Genomic DNA, 16,910 nt, shown 5'->3' with positions numbered 1-16,910 from the left:
GAGAAAAACACCTATCTGCTACTTTGTGGATAGGTGTTTTTGAGTTAGACTTTTTTTAATTTAAACGTGCCGACCATTAGGAAGGAAAGGAAAATAATAAGGTAAATGAAAAATTGAGGAGAAACATATGGGATGGCTAAGAAGCTAAGTGTCAAAAGACAGCCTGCAGCTGTAATAGGTAAGCCAACAAAGAAGCCCTTATTTTCACTAATATTAAATTTAGCTAAGCGAAATGCGCCGCATCCAATATAAAAGACTGTAAAGAACATTCCAGGTGCTCCGAATTCATGAATAATACCTTGGTATAATAAAAGTGCTGGTGCAACGCCGAAAGAGATAATATCGCACATTGAATCAAGCTGTTTTCCTAACTCTGATTCAATTTGGAATTTTCTTGCTACCATCCCATCGAAACGGTCTGCAAGGGCAGCCAAGAAAATCAATAATAACCCTAAATTTAATTCGTCTTTCAATATAAATAAAATGGAAAAACCACCTAAACTAAGGTTGATTAAAGTTAGTATATTGGCTGTTTGGGATTTAAGTTTTTTAAGTGTCGAATCGAGGTATTCCAGTAAAAACATTTTTTCACTCCTTTCTAAGAAGGTTGTTCAAAAGAAAATTCTTTGTAATACGATACAAAAATACATAAAATAGAATAGTATTGCCTTTATTAACCTTATTTTATGCGTTACGTTTTGTTTTTGTAAAGACATTTATAACATATATAGGAGGAATTTTGATTGCAAAAATGGTTTTATCGTTTCTTTATTGAATTAACGAACCACCGCCTTTCTTCGGCGATATTAAAAAAATTTTCACAATCTAGAGTTAGTGCTATACTTATTCCGAGTTACGCAAAAATATACAATATTAACCAAGCAGAAATGGAAAAAAGCTTGACTGAATTTCCAACTCTGCATGATCTTTTTGTAAGACAGCTTAAGAAAGATAGTAGGCAAATTGATCAAACTGAGAATACAGTAATTAGCCCTGTTGATGCTGTAATTGAGGAAACTGGTATCATTACAGATTCAAAAGAAATGATTGTAAAAAACAAACGGTATCAGGTTGCGGAAATGCTAGGTAATGAAAAGTCACTAGCCAAATATATAGGTGGTACCTTCCTTATTCTTTATTTAAGTCCGAGTCACTATCACCGAATTCATAGTCCAATTTCTGGGGTCATCACAAAGCAATGGGAATTAGGACAAAAATCGTATCCAGTTAATCGTCTCGGGTTAAAATATGGAAGAGATCCTTTATCAAAGAATTTTAGGAAAATAACAGAAATAAGAGTAAATGATTCATCTGTGGCAATGGTTAAGGTCGGAGCAATGTTCGTAAATAGTATAGAAACTACTCATAAAAGTGATACTGTGGAAAAAGGAGAGGAGATTGCCTATTTTACATTTGGGTCAACCGTTATCTTACTATTTGAAAAGGACCGTTTTACGCTTCACCCTGAAATTAGTCCTTCAACCAATATTAAAGTTGGAGAGGTCCTTGGTATACTAGAGTAAGTAAACGTATGGGGCACATTTCGAGGCGTCGAGCATATGGCAAGGGCTGGAACGTTACATTACCAGCAGACGTAATTGGCATTGCCAATAAGTTAATGTGCTCTGTATCTAGAAACTAGAAAAAAAGAGCCGTTAGTGGCTCTTTCATGTAATATAAATGATTATGATATATTTCTAATCCGATGACCTAATGATCTGCGCAAGATTTCAGTTTCAATAAGGTGAATAAAGTCAGGACTTAGCTTTAATTTTATTGCTTTAAAATAAGATTCAATTAATAAGTCGTCTGATAATTTTTTCATAAGATATTGCCAATGGTTGGCCATTCACCTCCAAAAAAATATTTAAAGCGTATGAAGATGTTCTACACCAGTTGAATTTGCATATACTAATACGTTGTTCATTATTATTAATTTTACTCTATCATGAAAAAAATAATAGAACAACCGTTCTGTTATCCACAGGTAATCGTGGATAACTTGTGGGTATTTTGTTCATAAAATATGGAAATCTAGTTATATCGCTGTGTAAAATGTGCATAAGTTTATCCACAACTGTTGAAATTTACTGAACTTTGTCGAAAACTTTTTTCTTTTATCGGTGAAAAAATAAATATTTGTTGAAAAATGTCGTGATTTTGCTTTGTAGAAATTGTGTTAATTCGTTATGATAGGATGGATATATAGAAGTCCAGAGAGGTGTAATTGCGTTGTTAAAAAGTTTCTTACCGAATGAACATGTGAAATCTGTTCTTGAGATTTCACCTAGTAAGTTAAAAGAATTAGGAGTTAAAGGTGTAATAACCGATCTAGATAATACATTGGTTGAATGGGATCGTCCAAATGCAACACCTGAACTTATTGAATGGTTCAAAGACATTAGGGATCACGGGATTGCCGTTACAATTGTATCAAATAATAATGAAAGAAGAGTAAAAGATTTTGCGGATCCAGTTGGAATTCCATTTATTTTTGAGGCTAGAAAACCTTTGGTACGGGCCTTTAAACGAGCTGTAAAGGAAATGGGACTACAAAAGAATGAGGTTGTTGTCATTGGTGACCAGCTTCTAACAGATGTATTTGGAGGTAACCGCAGTGGCTTACATACAATCCTAGTAGTTCCTGTCGCACAAACAGATGGATTTTTTACGAAATTTAATCGTTTAGTCGAAAGAAAGTTACTTACTTGGATGAAACGTCGCGGAATGCTTTATTGGGAGGACTAAGAGTGGAACAAGAAAAAATTAGCTGTATCGGCTGCGGGGTTGAAATCCAAATAGCTGACAAAACGAAATTAGGATATGCACCCCCTTCCGCATTAGAAAAGGAAAAAGTCATTTGTCAACGCTGTTTCAAGTTAAAGCACTATAATGAAGTGCAGGATGTTTCATTAACAGATGACGATTTTTTGAAAATCTTACATGGAATCGGTTCTACAGATGCTTTAATCGTGAAAATCGTTGATATATTTGATTTTAATGGCAGCTGGTTGCCTGGTCTTCATCGGTTTGTGGGTAACAATAAGATATTACTAATTGGTAATAAGGTAGACTTGCTTCCAAAGTCCGTGAAACCGAAAAAACTAGTAAATTGGATGAAAGAATCATCCCGTGAATTAGGGCTCAAACCTGAAGATGTCTTTTTGATTAGTGCTGAAAAAGGGACAGGTATCACTGAGGTTGCTGAAGCAATTGAACATTATCGTTTTGGTAAAGATGTGTATGTAGTGGGATGCACAAATGTTGGGAAATCTACCTTCATCAATCGTCTTATTAAAGAATTTAGTGGAGAGAAAGAAGATGTTATTACAACTTCACATTTCCCAGGGACTACATTGGATATTATCGATATTCCGCTCGACGAAGAACGGTCATTGTTTGATACACCAGGAATTATTAACCACCATCAAATGGCTCATTTTGTTTCAAAACAAGAACTTAAAGTAATCACCCCTAAAAAGGAAATTAAACCTAAGGTATTTCAGTTAAATGAAGGACAAACCTTATTTTTTGGAGGCTTATCTCGATTTGATTTTGTAAGTGGAAACAGACAATCATTCGTTTGTCACTTCTCGAATCTGATTCATATACATCGAACAAAGCTTGAAAATGCAGATGAATTATACCAAAAGCATAAGGGCGAGCTATTACAGCCCCCAGGTGAAGATGAAATAGATGATTTTCCACCATTAGTTGCTCATGAATTTAGCATCAAAGAAGCAAAAACAGATATTGTTTTTTCAGGCTTGGGCTGGGTAACGATTAATGAGCCAAATACAAAAGTCGTAGCCCACGTACCTAAGGGTGTTGGGGTTATGGTAAGAAAATCATTGATCTAAATTAGGTTGTAATAGATAGAGAAAAAAATTATCGTAATGGGTGAGTAAATGGAAAAGGTTTATGGTGTAATCGGAAGTCCTATCTCACATTCAATGTCACCGGTGATGCTTAATGATATATTTGAACATTACAAGCTTAACGCTAGATACCATGCTTTTCACGTCAGACCGGGTGAGGTTAAGGCTGCAATTGAGGGAGTTAGAGCACTAGGATTATCCGGGATTAATGTTACAATCCCACATAAGGTTGAGGTAATTCCGTATTTAGACGAAGTTGAAGAGGTTGCAGCAAATATTGGGGCTGTCAATACAATCGTGAATGAAAATGGGAAATTAATTGGCTATAATACAGATGGAAATGGGTTTATTCGTTCCTTAAATCGTGTAATTAGTAACGAGGAATTACGTTCTGCTAATGTACTACTCATCGGTGCTGGAGGTGCTGCTAGAGGTATTTTTATTTCGTTAGCAGCAATGGGTGTAAAAAAGATTGATATTGTTAATCGGACGGTTGAGCGTGCTACAGCCATTATTGACGACTGTAAGTTTGATGTTGATTCGCACGCATTAAGTACCGAAGAAGCATCGATTCATTTAGGAAAGTATCAGGTTATTGTTAATACAACCTCAGTAGGTATGCATCCAAATGTAGAGGATATGCCGCTCTCAGTGGAGAATATTGCTTCAAAAGCCATTGTTAGTGATATTATTTACAATCCTTTTGAGACAAAGCTACTGCATGAGGCTGCAAAGCATGGTGCGATTATTCAAAACGGAATTGGAATGTTTGTTTATCAAGGCGCATTAGCATTTGAAAAGTGGACAGGCATTTTTCCAGATACGAATAGAATGGAAAAACTTGTAACAAGGTTATTAGGAGGTAAGACATGTTAACAGGAAAACAAAAACGATTTCTACGATCCAAAGCACATCATTTAGATCCCATTTTTCAAGTTGGAAAAGGTGGAGTAAATGACAATATGATCAAGCAAATCAGTGAAGCTCTGGAGGCACGTGAACTACTAAAGGTAAGTGTGCTACAAAACTGTGAGGATGACCGTGATACAGTTGCAGAGGAACTTAGCAAAGGTGCAAAAGCTGAGCTAGTTCAAGTCATCGGGAACACAATTGTACTCTATAAAGAATCGAAAGAAAACAAACAACTAGAGTTACCTAAATCGAAATGAGTACTCAACGATAGGATGAAATGGCGCGTCTAATTTGAAGAGTTTCCAGTACGATGTGTCATTTTCACCGGAATTTTGGAGGAATATAATGAACCATATCGGAATACTCGGTGGTACATTTGATCCGCCCCATATTGGCCATTTATTCATTGCTATGGAAGTGCTAACCCAATTGAACCTATCACAAGTATGGTTTATGCCTAATCGAATTCCACCACATAAAGAGCGAAAAAGCTATGTGACGGATGAGGAGCGGGTTCAAATGCTTCAACTTGCCATTTCAGACCAGCCTAAGTTTACAATACAGCCAATCGAATTGGAAAGAGAAGGACCATCATATACATACGATACAATTAAATTACTACAAGAGAAACATGTAGATACGAAATTTTATTTTATTATAGGCGGAGATATGGTAGAATACTTGCCCCATTGGCATAAGATTGAAGAGCTTGTCGAGATGATAACCTTTGTCGGAGTGAAGCGACCAGGTTATTCGTTTCCTAATACCTATCCAATTGTTGAGGTTGATATTCCACAACTAGATATATCTTCTTCAATGATTCGAAAAAGGCTAATGGAAAATGCCAATACAATGTATTTATTGCCAGAAAAAGTACGAAACTATATAGAGGAGAAACATTTATATGGAACGTGAGAATGCTCTTGAAATTGTGAAGGAACAATTAACCGAGCATCGTTATCAGCATACACTTGGTGTTATGGAAACTGCTATCCAACTTGCAAAACGATATAATGAAGATGTTAAAAAGGCGGAATTAGCTGCTATTTTTCATGACTATGCTAAATTCAGATCGAAGGATGAAATGAAACAAATCATCATCGACCAACACATGTCTTCAGATTTGTTGATTCATAATACCGAACTTTGGCATGCCCCGGTAGGCGCATATCTCGTTAAAACAGAGGTTGGAATTGAGGATGAAGAAATTCTTGACGCCATTCGATACCATACCTCTGGAAGAGAAAAGATGACACTGCTCGAAAAGATTATTTTTGTAGCAGATTATATTGAACCTGGAAGACAATTTCCGGGCGTTGAAGAGGTAAGAGAGGCAGCGAAAAAGAATCTAGATTTAGCGCTTATCTATTCCCTACGAAACACTATTATGTTTTTAGCGAAAAAGAATCAAGTAATTTATCCTGAGACCATACTAACTTATAACTCAGTGATATTCGAGAATAAAGGGGGAATCTAATGATGAAGGAAAGAGACATTTTAACATTTGCGGTTCAAGCTGCTGACGATAAGCGTGCAGAAAATATCATTGCATTAAACATGAAGGGACTTTCTCTGGTAGCAGATTATTTTTTAATTTGCCATGGGAATTCTGAAAAACAGGTTCAAGCTATCGCAAGAGAAATCAAAGATAAAGCGGATGAGAATGGTATCCAAATTAAACGTCTTGAAGGATTTGAAGAAGCAAGATGGGTGCTCGTTGACCTTGGGGATGTAATTGCTCATATTTTTCATAAAGATGAACGTACTTATTATAATTTAGAACGTCTCTGGGGAGATGCACCAACTGAGTCTGTTGAAGATGTGCTCAGTTTATGAGTTACGGTGAATTTGCCTATATCTACGATGATCTGATGCGTGATGTTGATTATAATCAATGGATTACGTTCTTTAAAAAAAAGGCTGCACGACTAAAAAAAAGTCAGCCATTACGAGTTCTTGATATTGGCTGTGGTACCGGTGAAATTGCCATTCAGCTTGCAAAAGAAGGGTATGAAGTTGTCGGGGTAGACCTTTCTGAAGATATGTTAGCCGTTGCTAATAACAAGGCGATTGAAGCTGGAGTCAGCGTTGAATTTTATCAACAAGATATGGTTGAAATTTCGGGTTTTGCTCCGTTTGATATTGTGTTGATTTTCTGTGATTCACTTAATTACTTGCAAACAGAGGAAGATGTACAAAGGACTCTTCAAAATGTGTACGAGCTAGTGTTTCCTGATGGCATTTTCTTATTTGATGTTCATTCAGTCCATAAAATGGATTCAATTTTTTTAGATGGTCCCTTTGTAAGCAGTGATGAGAATGTGAGCTTTATTTGGAATTGCTTTGCGGGGGCACATCGACACAGTGTGGAGCATGAGTTATCTTTTTTTGTAAAAAATGAACATAATGATGATTACGCTAGGTTTGACGAGTTCCACGAACAGCGAACCTTTCCAATAGAGACATATCGTACCTGGCTTGAGGAAATTGGGTTTAATGTACAAGAAATAATAGCTGACTTCACTGAAGTACCACAGGAAACATCGGAGCGAATATTATTTACTGTAACGAAATAGAGGGGCAGCATAAGCTGTCCCTTTCATTTTAATTATTCAAATAATAGGTATTCCTATTTAGGAAGTAACGTGCTATATTTATCGAGATGGCGTTTCGTTGAATTGTTCATTCACCTCAGATATATCCTCATCAAATTTTCTATGGGTACTCCTAATTAATTCTTCAAATAACTCACCAATATGCTCTTCCATTGCTTTGATGCCTTCTCCAGTTACACCACCTTTTACACAGACTTTCTCCTGGAGAGTCGGTAATGTATACAATTCCTTCTCAAGTAATTTTCCCATTCCAACAATCATCTCACTTGCTAAAACGGTTGCCTGTTCCTCTGTAATTTTGGTTTCACTAACAGCCGCATATACAAATCGTCTTAACAAATAGGTGAAAAAAGCAGGACCACAGCTAACGATATCTGAGGCTACTCGTGTGATGTCGTTATTTATGTGAACAGGGGTTGAAATCTGTTCAAATAGAAAAGCTAAATATTCCTTATACCTGTTGCTGATGCTCCCGCCAAAAGTGAATAAGGAGACACCTGATAGAGCTCGATTTGTAATACTTGGAATGATCCGCGCAACCTGACAACTGACAATAGCCTCGAGTTGTTCAACGGAAATCGGACTTGTGATTGAAACGATACATTTATTACTCGTTAGGGCAGAAGATAATTGGTGTAAAAGGGGGTGAATTTCTAAAGGTTTCACGCAAATAAAAATCAAATCAGAACCTTTTACAACATCTTCATTTGTCGCTGCAACCGTTATATCTGGCAAGGAGTTCTTAATGGCTATAGCTTTTTCTATTGTACGATTTGTAATGGTAATTTTTGAAGGCGGAACAGCAAGAGATTCTACAAAAGACTCTATTAAAATTTTCCCCATATTTCCTGTACCGATAAACCCTATATTCAAGATCGTCCCTCCTTTACAGACTATTCTCCTAACACAATATGTTTTTCTAGACCCAAATATGAATAGTTTTTACGTCAGTGCAAAGAAAGGAAGAAATATATCGTGAGTCTCAGAGATAAAAGAATAAAATTAATATTGATGATTTGTGGTGGTTGTCTCCTAATGTTTCTTGTGTTTTATCATACATTCGGAAAAGAACCTAAGGCAGAATTAAAAATCGAGGATAATCTAACATCAGAAATTGAAATAGAGGAAGGGGTTGTCGTTGAGGAAGTGGTCAAGACGATACTTGTGGATATAAAAGGTGCTGTTCATTATGAGGGGGTAGTTGAGGCACAGGAAGGGATGAGGGTTAAGGATGTTATCGATAAGGCTGGAGGATTTACAGAGGAGGCAAACGTAAGGCAAGTGAATCTGGCAGAGCGGGTTGAAGACGAGATGGTCATTTATGTCCCCACACAAGGAGAAATCCTTGAGGTGGAATCAACTGAACTATTACAAAAAGACAAGGGGAAGGTCTCACTTAACAAAGCGACCCAGGCAGAACTTGAAACACTTTCAGGTATTGGTCCAGCCAAAGCGGCAACGATACTTGCTTACCGGGATGAGAATGGACCATTTAAACAGCTAGAGGATTTACTTCAAGTAAATGGGATTGGAGAAAAGTCTTTTGAAAAGATAAAGGATGAACTTACATTGAATTGATGTGGACATCCGAAACTGTACAAGATTTGAATTGACGGGTTGTGGAGTAAACCGATAAAATAATTGTAAGATTTTGTTGAAGGGATGGGGAAGATTTGAACAGAATAAAATGGGATCAATACTTTATGGCTCAAAGCCATTTGCTTGCATTAAGAAGTACTTGTACGCGACTTACAGTTGGAGCAACAATCGTTAGAGATAAACGAATTATTGCGGGAGGGTACAATGGCTCCGTTTCAGGAGGAACACATTGTATTGATGAAGGCTGTTATGTTGTAGATAATCATTGTATAAGAACTGTTCATGCTGAGATGAATGCTCTATTACAGTGCGCAAAATTTGGAGTGCCCACAGAAAATGCGGAAATTTATGTTACACATTTTCCATGCCTTCAATGTACAAAAGCGATTATCCAGGCTGGAATTAAGGTGGTCTATTACGCCGAGGACTATAAAAACCATCCATATGGGATAAAAATGTTGGAAGAATCGAAAGTAAGGGTTGAAAAAGTTCCTCTCGAGGAAATGGTAATTGATCTGAACTCGAAAGAAAAGTTAGAATTCGTAAATGATTTAATCGGGAAAATAACAGAGTCAGGTATAGATGATAACGAGATAAAGGCAATACGTGAACAAGCAGCGACATTATTTTCAACAATTAGTTGAGGTAATAAGGAAGTACAGGGGCTATGTAGAAGGAAAACTAATATTTCTAGCTTTCTCTGCAGTTTTCGGAATTTTAGTCCCTTATACTTCTTATTCTTGGTTTGTTGTTTTTCTCACACTACTCTTAATAGGATTTATCATTCTTCGTCATCATCTCTCACTCGTTATCCTCAGTATTCTAACTTTATTTACCTTCATGTATTTATTCATACTAACCGATTCGAACAATCATACAAAATTACCTCCTGCTACAACTGAAATTCATGCTGAAATAATAGAAACCCCAGATATTAATGGTGATAAGCTATCGGTAATCGTAAGCACGGCAGAGGACGAAAAAGTTTTGTTAGTCTATTACATCGAAACACAAGCTGAAAAACATCACCTAGGTTCCGTTTTTACAATCGGGCAGATTTGCACCTTTGAAGGATCACTTAAAGAGCCACAGATAGCGCGAAATCCACATTCTTTTAGCTATAAAAGTTTTTTATATACAAAAAATATTCATTGGATTTTTACAACAAACTCCATATCACAGGATAACTGTATTTCAGGGGGGAAATGGTCTGTAAATCGCCTTCTATTGAATATTAGGGAAGCTGGTATTGAGCATATTGATTCCCATTTTAAAGGTTCAAATGCTGGGATTATTCAGGCATTGATATATGGAGAAAGAACAAATATAGAAGGTGAAATTACAAATTCTTATCAATCACTTGGGTTAATTCATTTACTAGCCATTTCAGGACTCCATGTTAGTTTGATGACAGGGATGGTATATTTTTTATGTATTCGGTTTGGGATGACACGAGAGTCTACAGCCATTCTTCTGTTGTGCTTACTTCCAGCTTACATTCTAATTGCAGGTGGATCTCCTTCAGTTATCCGCTCAGTAACAATGACAATGTTATTATTAGCAAGTATTATGTGGTGGAAAAAAAGTAGTATGCTTGATGTCATCAGTTTTGCTTGTTTATGTATGCTTGCTGTAAATCCTTACTTTTTAGTCAATATTGGTTTTCAATTATCCTTCATAGTAAGCGCTTCTCTTATTCTCTCTTCAAGAGCTATTTTCAACCAATATTCTAATGCGCTTGCATCTTTATTTGTCGTTTCTCTATTATCGCAGATTGCTTCTCTACCGATTATACTCTTCCACTTTTATGAATTTTCGTTGTTAAGTTTGCCTCTAAATATGATATTCGTCCCTTTATATTCGATAGTTGTTCTACCATTCGCTTTACTGACTGTCATTTTACTCGCAGTTTTTGCCCCGGCCGGCCAGCTACTGGCTGTTCTACTCTCGTGGTTACTTGAGATGTTAAATAGAGCCACACTTTGGGTATCAGACTCTTCCTTCTCAGTCCTAACTCTTGGGAAACCGGGTTTTATATTAATGCTTTTGTATTGTGGAGCTATCTTCTATTTTTTAGTAAGTTGGGAGAAGAAAAAGTCCATTAGACAAAAGGCAATTTTGGCACCACTCTTCGTTCTATTTTTTCATTTTATACTGCCATACATTAATCCTTATGGGGAAGTGACGATGTTGGACGTTGGTCAAGGGGATAGTATATTTATTGAACTTCCATATCGAAAGGGAGTCTATTTAATTGATACCGGCGGCATACTTCAATTTAACCAAGATGAATGGAGAAAAAGAAGGAAAGAATTTTCAACCGCCGATATCATTATTCCCTTTCTTAAATCTAGAGGAGTACGTGGTTTGGACAAACTTATTATTACACATGGAGACCAAGACCATATTGGCGGTGCCGAAGGTCTAATTGAAACGATAAAAGTAAACGAAATTGTCCTTGGGGTCAACAAGAAGGATACGCCACAGGAAGCTAAGTTGAAGAAGCTTGCAATTATAAAAGGGATTCACATAAATGAAGTCAAACGTGGCCAAAAATGGCAGGATAGTAATTATATCTTTCATGTTCTTGCACCTAAGGGGAACGAAATGAAGGAAAATGAAAACTCGATTATCCTTTTTACAGAGCTTGGTGGCTTACGATGGTTATTCACAGGTGATACGGAAACAAGTGGAGAGGCTGATCTTGTCAGAACCTATAAAAACCTTAGGGCAGATGTTTTGAAGGTAGGGCATCATGGAAGTCATACATCGTCAACAAATAATTTTATCCAATTATTGAAACCAACATTTGCGCTTATCCCAGTTGGTGAAAATAATCGGTTTAACCATCCACATCCAACCGTTATTACTCGATTCGAAGAAGAGGATATTAAGGTTTTTCGAACGGATAAAAATGGTGCAATCCAATATCGGTTTTTAAAAAATTCCGGAACCTTTAAGACCATTATTCCATAAGATAGGGTAGAACGAAAAGAGACTGCCTCGAATTAGGCAGTCCCAGTGTTTGACAGTGTATGTATCTGTCTGGATTAAGCTCCAATTATCTTAATTAAGGATGCAATAATGAAAATTGTAGCGAAGAAGCCAAAAGAAACAACAAATGCCACTCCAGCATCAATTACGTCATTTCGCGTGTTTTTAATATTCTTTTCAAATTCATTCATGCCTAACCCCTCCTAAACAGTTATAGTATAGCCTAACTACTCAAAAAAATCTATAATTCCTTTTAAATGTTGGTTTTGTTTTTACAAATAAAAGTAATAACCTCTATAAGTATAACAAAGACCAAAAGATTGAATAACCCTTTTTCCCCTATTATCCGATACTCTTCCTGTATTAACAACACTTGTCACAAATAGTTCAAAAAACAAAGTAAATCCTAATAGTACATAAGACAAAGTCCTTGCAATAGATCGATTACAAATAATCATTACTGAGCAAGATACCTGGGGCTTGTTTGGTAATGTTTCTATAGATTGGGAATTGGTATTCGACCAATTCCCTTTTACTATTTATCGCAACAGGTGGATATTAAAATTTTGCTACGCAGTTGAAAATTACACGTTTTCCCGATACCATTGAATAAGATGGCTTACAGTGGAGAGGGAATTATATGAACTTGGAACTTTGGAAAAAAATTAAGAAAAAACAGTTCGCACCTGTATATTTATTACATGGAACAGAAAGTTTTTTAATTCAAGAAACAAAAGAATTATTAGTTAAATATAGCATCGAAGAGGAAGAAAAAGACTTTAATCTATCCGTGTTTGATTTAGAAGAAACACCTGTTGAAATTGCATTAGCCGACGCTGAAACGCTTCCTTTTATGGGAGAGAAACGACTTGTTATTTTACAAAATCCAAACTTCCTAACTTCTGATCGAAATAAGGAAAAGGTCGAGCATAATGTATCTGTACTTGAAAATTATTTAAAAAGCCCAGCACCTTTTACAATCCTTGTGTTTACCGCTCCATATGAAAAATTGGATGAGCGAAAAAAGATTGTTAAGCAGCTAAAGGCAAACGCGGAAATATTAACTGTTAATACATTGTCTGAAAAAGACTTACATAGCTGGATAACGAGTAGAGCAACCCAGAATGGGGTTACGATAAGCCCTTCTGCCATTCAGGAGTTGTTGCAGGTTGCTGGGACAAATCTTATGAACATCACCCAGGAAATAGATAAGATGTCTTTATATCTCGGTGTCGGTGGAAATGATGAGATAACAGAGGAAACTGTGAAATTACTTGTAGCAAGATCCTTGGAGCAAAATATTTTCTCATTAATTGATAAGGTCGTTAATCGTAAACTAGATGAGGCATTACGAATTTTTTATGATCTGTTACAAAACAATGAAGAACCGATAAAAATCCTATCATTACTTGCGACGCAATTTCGATTGATTTTTCATGTAAAGGAACTTTCCAGACAAGGGTATGGACAACAACAAATGGCTGGAAATTTAAAGGTCCATCCATTCCGAGTAAAGCTTGCTAGTGGACAAGCAAATTTATTTTCACAAGAGGAGCTCTTAAATATTATTAATCAGCTGGCTGAGGCAGATTACGAAATGAAAAACGGGAAAAAAGACAAACAATTGATTCTTGAATTATTTATTATGCAATTAGCTAAATAAAGGATCCAATTTTTAGGTAAGAAAAAGCCATGCTTTTGACAAGCATGGCTGTTAATATGGAGCCGATTCGTCTAGGAAGGGCAAAAAAAACGACTCAAAGCGAGTCGTTTATTTATTATGCGTTAACCTCGTTAAGTTTTTTAGCTAGACGAGATTTTTGACGGTCAGCAACATTTTTATGGATAAGACCTTTACGAGCTGCTTTGTCAAGCTTGCTTGAAGCAGTAACATAAGCTGCTTTCGCATTTTCAGCGTCGTTGTTAGCAACTGTAGCTTCGAAGTTTTTAATAGCAGTACGCATTGCAGACTTAACAGTTGCGTTATGTGCACGGCTTTCATCACTAGTTTTTACACGTTTGATAGCTGATTTAATATTTGGCATACTTTCACCTCCTGCGAATATCAAGATGATCTAACACGATCAATCATTTACGAATATGGTTGAAAACATTGGTTTTTAAAGTTTTCCTTCGTTTAATGATCTCAAATACGGTCTTTGATACTCTGATGTTACAACAAAAGTTATTCTATCAAATTGACTGCGAGAATGCAATACCAATCTATTTCCGAACGTGATAAAAATTGCATGAACCACATATTTAGGGGCAAAGCTATAGATACTATGTGAAAAATGGAGGTTTTTGGATTGGGAGAACAACTAGATTTATCCAATTATTCAGTACGTACTGACCTAGCAATTGAAGCTAGTGCGATGGCAGTCGAGGAACGCAATAAATCTTTAAAAGAAGATCAACAACCTGTTTCCGATATCGAGGGTGTAATTATAAAAGAAAGACAAGAAGACGGTATTACCATTTCTACGGTTGAAATTACCGAAGAAGGCGCAAATGCTATCGGTAAGAAAAAAGGAAATTATTTAACTTTAGAAGTTCAAGGCATACGCCAAAAAGATTCCGAGCTACAAGAGAAAGTTCAAAAAGTATTTGCAAAGGAATTTAGCCACTTTTTATCAAAGCTAGGAATTGGCAAAGAGGCAAGTTGTCTTGTTGTTGGGTTAGGAAACTGGAATGTTACCCCGGATGCACTTGGACCATTAGCGGTTGAAAACCTAGTGATCACAAGACATCTCTTTCAACTTCAACCGGAAAATGTTCAGGAAGGGTTTCGCTCTGTGAGTGCAATCGCACCAGGGGTAATGGGGTTAACAGGTATTGAAACAAGTGACATTATTTACGGTGTGATTGAAAAATCAAAGCCAGACTTTGTCATTGCAATAGATGCATTAGCGGCACGTTCGGTTGAGCGGGTGAATTCTACTATTCAAATTTCTGATACAGGTATACATCCTGGATCAGGAGTTGGCAATAAAAGAAAGGAACTTAGTATAGATACGTTAGGTATTCCTGTTATTGCGATTGGAATTCCGACAGTAGTTGATGCGGTTTCTATTACAAGTGGTGCAATTGATTTTATTTTAAAACATTTTGGTAGAGAACTTAAGGAAGGAGACAAGCCTTCACGTTCTCTTATACCTGCGGGGATGAGTTTTGGTGAAAAGAAGGTTCTAACAGATGATGATTTGCCAGGTGAAGAAGAAAGAAATACATTCATGGGAATTGTTGGGACCCTACCAGAAGAGGAAAAAAGAAAGCTCATTCATGAAGTGTTATCACCTCTTGGCCATAACTTAATGGTCACCCCAAAAGAAGTTGACGTCTTTATCGAAGACATGGCTAACGTCATAGCTAGCGGTCTAAACACAGCCTTGCACAGTGAAATTGACCAAGACAATTCAGGTGCATACACACATTAAATTTGAAAAATGAAATCTATTAAATCAGTTCTACCAACTCTTGTTTGTACATATCAATATGATAGACAGACATTGAGGAGGTAGAATATGAAAAGTTTTCGATCTCAAGGAATGATGATCTCAATTCAAGGTTCTAGTGTTGTAAAAGGGATTCTATTCCTCATTTTTAGTTTTATCCTATTGTTTACAATCACGGGAGCAATTGTCTCTCTTAAGCCGGAGTATAGAATCAGTTCCTCTTCCATCAGTAACGTGGCAACAAACCTTTCTGGAGAAGCACTTGTTCATCTATTGGGATACGAAAATCACTATTTTGTACAGGGGCTGCCTGAATCAACTACAAAACCTGACTATTTTGGGGCCGTGATTAAAGTTGCTACCAATTTATCTCTGGACGATCCTAGGAGTTTTTTGGGTCGAGAACTACCAGGGTTTTCAATGTTTGATGGGAAAATACTAGTAGCAGGTGAAGGGACGAACTACACGAATATGCCAATAGAGTCACCACCCCCTTTGGATGTTTTACTAGATGAAAGACAAATTGCTACTCAAAATGTAGATCAAGCTGAAAAACCAACGGCACCTGTTCCTCCGCCAACGATGACAACCGGAGATAAAAAAGTAGCCTACATCTATCACACCCATTCCTCGGAAGCCTATTTTCCACATTTAAAAGGTGTGGATACGACCAATGCAAATAATGCTAGGCATCCTGAAGTGAACGTAACAAAAGTTGGGGAAATGCTGGGCCAAGAATTAGAAGCACGAGGTATTGGTGCAGAAATCGATAAGACAAATATGGATAAGTATTTAAAATCTAAAGGATACAATTACTATCAATCATATCAAGCATCCGGAGAAATCTTTGCAAGTGCGATGAGTAGTAATCGTGACCTGAATTATTTTATCGACATTCATCGTGATGCCCATCGAAAAGATAAAACAACAATCACAATAAACGGGAAAACGTATGCGAAAATAGCATTTATTGTTGGTACTGACAATCATCAGTATGAGAAAAACTCCGCGCTCGCTAAAGAATTACATGAGATTTTACAAGAAAAATATCCTGGATTAAGTAGAGGTGTAATAGGTCAGGGCGGAGCTGGCAATAATGGAGTATATAACCAAGATAAATCTGAAAATGCCATGCTTATTGAATTTGGTGGGGTAGATAATAACTTCGAAGAACTACGCCGAACAGCAGCAGCTGTTGCAGATGCCCTCGCAGAGTACTATTGGCAAGCTGAAAAAGTGAATGCAAATGAAACGGAAAGAGAATAGTGTTGTATACAATTTTGGGTATCTTCTATGACTTCGGAAGGCATCTCAAGGTACATGCTCGGAAGAAAAATGGATGAGCGTGTACCACAAGAAGGTCTCAAGGTACATGCTCGGAAGAAAAATGAGTGAGGGTGTACCGCAAGAAAGGTCTTAAGGTACATGCCCGTCAGAAAAACCGCTAAGCATGTACC

20 protein-coding genes are annotated in these 16,910 nt (G+C 36.8%); 15 read left to right on the top strand and 5 right to left on the bottom strand.

What is annotated here, in order from left to right; translation table 11 throughout:
- Positions 1-44: 44 nt before the first annotated feature.
- A complete protein-coding gene (gene pssA / locus CZ490_RS10685) occupies positions 45-584 on the bottom strand; it encodes a CDP-diacylglycerol--serine O-phosphatidyltransferase (RefSeq protein WP_077618884.1) in 540 nt (179 codons plus the stop codon).
- A gap of 159 nt (positions 585-743) precedes the next feature.
- On the opposite strand from pssA, the gene CZ490_RS10680 reads away from it, so the two are divergent.
- Entirely contained in the window at positions 744-1,523 is a 780-nt protein-coding gene (locus CZ490_RS10680) for a phosphatidylserine decarboxylase (RefSeq protein ID WP_077618883.1), read from the top strand.
- Between the two features lie 161 nt (positions 1,524-1,684).
- Here CZ490_RS10680 and CZ490_RS10675 read toward each other — a convergent pair whose 3' ends face one another.
- Positions 1,685-1,825 (bottom strand): sporulation histidine kinase inhibitor Sda, encoded by a 141-nt coding sequence (locus CZ490_RS10675; RefSeq protein ID WP_077621028.1) that lies wholly within the window; start codon positions 1,823-1,825, stop codon positions 1,685-1,687.
- Between the two features lie 407 nt (positions 1,826-2,232).
- Between CZ490_RS10675 and CZ490_RS10670 the strand changes: the two genes are divergently transcribed.
- The 8 genes from CZ490_RS10670 to CZ490_RS10635 all read left to right on the top strand — a co-directional run bounded on the left by CZ490_RS10670 (position 2,233) and on the right by CZ490_RS10635 (position 7,366).
- Complete coding sequence (locus CZ490_RS10670) at positions 2,233-2,748, top strand: YqeG family HAD IIIA-type phosphatase (RefSeq protein WP_077618882.1); 516 nt, start codon at positions 2,233-2,235, stop codon at positions 2,746-2,748.
- A gap of 2 nt (positions 2,749-2,750) precedes the next feature.
- Entirely contained in the window at positions 2,751-3,860 is a 1,110-nt protein-coding gene (gene yqeH / locus CZ490_RS10665; RefSeq protein ID WP_077618881.1) for a ribosome biogenesis GTPase YqeH, read from the top strand.
- 48 nt (positions 3,861-3,908) lie between these two features.
- Positions 3,909-4,754 carry a shikimate dehydrogenase gene (gene aroE, locus CZ490_RS10660; protein ID WP_077618880.1) on the top strand — a complete coding sequence of 282 codons (846 nt, stop codon included), beginning with the start codon at positions 3,909-3,911 and terminating at the stop codon, positions 4,752-4,754.
- Positions 4,748-5,047: a ribosome assembly RNA-binding protein YhbY gene (gene yhbY, locus CZ490_RS10655; RefSeq protein WP_077618879.1), complete on the top strand. Its 300-nt coding sequence runs from the start codon at positions 4,748-4,750 to the stop codon at positions 5,045-5,047. Before aroE ends, yhbY begins: the two co-directional genes overlap by 7 nt.
- 88 nt (positions 5,048-5,135) lie before the next feature.
- A complete protein-coding gene (locus CZ490_RS10650; RefSeq protein ID WP_077618878.1) occupies positions 5,136-5,705 on the top strand; it encodes a nicotinate-nucleotide adenylyltransferase in 570 nt (189 codons plus the stop codon).
- On the top strand, positions 5,695-6,267 hold the full coding sequence (yqeK, locus tag CZ490_RS10645) for a bis(5'-nucleosyl)-tetraphosphatase (symmetrical) YqeK (RefSeq protein ID WP_077618877.1): 573 nt from the start codon (positions 5,695-5,697) through the stop codon (positions 6,265-6,267). The genes CZ490_RS10650 and yqeK overlap by 11 nt, the downstream gene beginning before the upstream one ends.
- Positions 6,268-6,269: 2 nt before the next feature.
- Positions 6,270-6,626 (top strand): ribosome silencing factor, encoded by a 357-nt coding sequence (gene rsfS, locus CZ490_RS10640; protein WP_077621027.1) that lies wholly within the window; start codon positions 6,270-6,272, stop codon positions 6,624-6,626.
- The gene (locus tag CZ490_RS10635; RefSeq protein WP_077618876.1) at positions 6,623-7,366 is read left to right on the top strand and encodes a class I SAM-dependent DNA methyltransferase; all 744 of its coding nucleotides are present in this window, start codon (positions 6,623-6,625) and stop codon (positions 7,364-7,366) included. Before rsfS ends, CZ490_RS10635 begins: the two co-directional genes overlap by 4 nt.
- Positions 7,367-7,444: 78 nt before the next feature.
- Here CZ490_RS10635 and comER read toward each other — a convergent pair whose 3' ends face one another.
- Positions 7,445-8,278 (bottom strand): late competence protein ComER, encoded by an 834-nt coding sequence (gene comER, locus CZ490_RS10630; RefSeq protein WP_077618875.1) that lies wholly within the window; start codon positions 8,276-8,278, stop codon positions 7,445-7,447.
- Between the two features lie 162 nt (positions 8,279-8,440).
- On the opposite strand from comER, the gene CZ490_RS10625 reads away from it, so the two are divergent.
- The 3 genes from CZ490_RS10625 to CZ490_RS10615 all read left to right on the top strand — a co-directional run bounded on the left by CZ490_RS10625 (position 8,441) and on the right by CZ490_RS10615 (position 11,980).
- Positions 8,441-8,983, top strand: coding sequence for a helix-hairpin-helix domain-containing protein (locus CZ490_RS10625; RefSeq protein ID WP_234987220.1), 543 nt, complete (start codon positions 8,441-8,443; stop codon positions 8,981-8,983).
- Positions 8,984-9,078: 95 nt separating this feature from the next.
- Positions 9,079-9,648: a ComE operon protein 2 gene (locus CZ490_RS10620; protein WP_077618873.1), complete on the top strand. Its 570-nt coding sequence runs from the start codon at positions 9,079-9,081 to the stop codon at positions 9,646-9,648.
- Positions 9,611-11,980, top strand: coding sequence for a DNA internalization-related competence protein ComEC/Rec2 (locus CZ490_RS10615; RefSeq protein WP_077618872.1), 2,370 nt, complete (start codon positions 9,611-9,613; stop codon positions 11,978-11,980). The genes CZ490_RS10620 and CZ490_RS10615 overlap by 38 nt, the downstream gene beginning before the upstream one ends.
- A 74-nt stretch (positions 11,981-12,054) precedes the next feature.
- Here the strand turns inward: CZ490_RS10615 and CZ490_RS10610 are convergent, their stop codons facing one another.
- Positions 12,055-12,189 (bottom strand): YqzM family protein, encoded by a 135-nt coding sequence (locus CZ490_RS10610; protein ID WP_077618871.1) that lies wholly within the window; start codon positions 12,187-12,189, stop codon positions 12,055-12,057.
- 449 nt (positions 12,190-12,638) lie between these two features.
- Between CZ490_RS10610 and holA the strand changes: the two genes are divergently transcribed.
- The gene (gene holA, locus CZ490_RS10605) at positions 12,639-13,661 is read left to right on the top strand and encodes a DNA polymerase III subunit delta (RefSeq protein ID WP_077618870.1); all 1,023 of its coding nucleotides are present in this window, start codon (positions 12,639-12,641) and stop codon (positions 13,659-13,661) included.
- Between the two features lie 115 nt (positions 13,662-13,776).
- On the opposite strand, the gene rpsT is transcribed toward holA, so the two are convergent.
- Positions 13,777-14,043, bottom strand: a complete 267-nt coding sequence (gene rpsT / locus CZ490_RS10600; protein ID WP_077618869.1) for a 30S ribosomal protein S20 — start codon at positions 14,041-14,043, stop codon at positions 13,777-13,779.
- A gap of 264 nt (positions 14,044-14,307) precedes the next feature.
- Here rpsT and gpr point away from each other — a divergent pair, with 264 nt between their 5' ends.
- Together gpr and spoIIP are read left to right on the top strand one after the other, a co-directional pair.
- Positions 14,308-15,435: a GPR endopeptidase gene (gene gpr / locus CZ490_RS10595; protein WP_077618868.1), complete on the top strand. Its 1,128-nt coding sequence runs from the start codon at positions 14,308-14,310 to the stop codon at positions 15,433-15,435.
- Positions 15,436-15,522: 87 nt separating this feature from the next.
- A complete protein-coding gene (gene spoIIP / locus CZ490_RS10590) occupies positions 15,523-16,719 on the top strand; it encodes a stage II sporulation protein P (RefSeq protein WP_077618867.1) in 1,197 nt (398 codons plus the stop codon).
- The last annotated feature ends 191 nt before the right edge of the window (positions 16,720-16,910 follow it).

This window comes from Litchfieldia sinesaloumensis (assembly GCF_900156865.1).
In the GTDB taxonomy this organism is placed as follows: domain Bacteria; phylum Bacillota; class Bacilli; order Bacillales; family Bacillaceae_L; genus Ferdinandcohnia; species Ferdinandcohnia sinesaloumensis.
The sequence above is the reverse complement of the archived record's forward strand: the minus strand, read 5'-3'. Positions and strand labels throughout refer to the sequence as shown.